This is a genomic window from Micromonospora sp. DT227 (genome assembly GCF_049841835.1).
In the GTDB taxonomy this organism is placed as follows: Bacteria; Actinomycetota; Actinomycetes; order Mycobacteriales; family Micromonosporaceae; genus Micromonospora.
Genome location: NZ_JBNCLA010000065.1, coordinates 1 through 407, shown reverse-complemented (window position 1 = coordinate 407; position 407 = coordinate 1). Strand labels below are relative to the sequence as shown.

1 pseudogene is annotated in these 407 nt (G+C 71.3%); it reads right to left on the bottom strand.

Annotation, left to right across the window (positions count from 1 at the left end):
* Positions 1-361, bottom strand: a pseudogene (locus tag ACLQ2W_RS33910) (ALF repeat-containing protein); the annotation flags it as partial.
* Positions 362-407 lie beyond the last annotated feature (46 nt).

The window sequence follows — 407 nt, the reverse complement described above, 5'->3', positions numbered from 1 at the left end:
CCCGCGCCCGATCATCCTGACCCACCGCGACCCGACGACCATCGGTCAACCAGGACCGCAGCTCCACCTCACCACCGGTCAGGGCCGCCGAGGCGGACGCCTTGGTGTGCTCGCCGCCGGTGGCCAGCAGGTTGATCGCGGCGCGGCGGCCACGGTCGAGCACGACCTCGGTGGACACGCCCGACGCGGTCGCCTCCGTCAGCAACTGCCGCGTCGCCGGATCGACCCGATCCTCCTCCGCCGTGTCCCACAACAACTTGCGGTTCCACGCCACCACATCACCCACAGCGGCGTTCTTCGCCTGCTCCAACGCCTGCGCGTCCTGCGCCGCCAGCACACCCTGCTCGGTGGACTCCGCCAACCGCGCGTCATCCTCCGCACGCGCCAACCGCTCCAACTCGACAGCC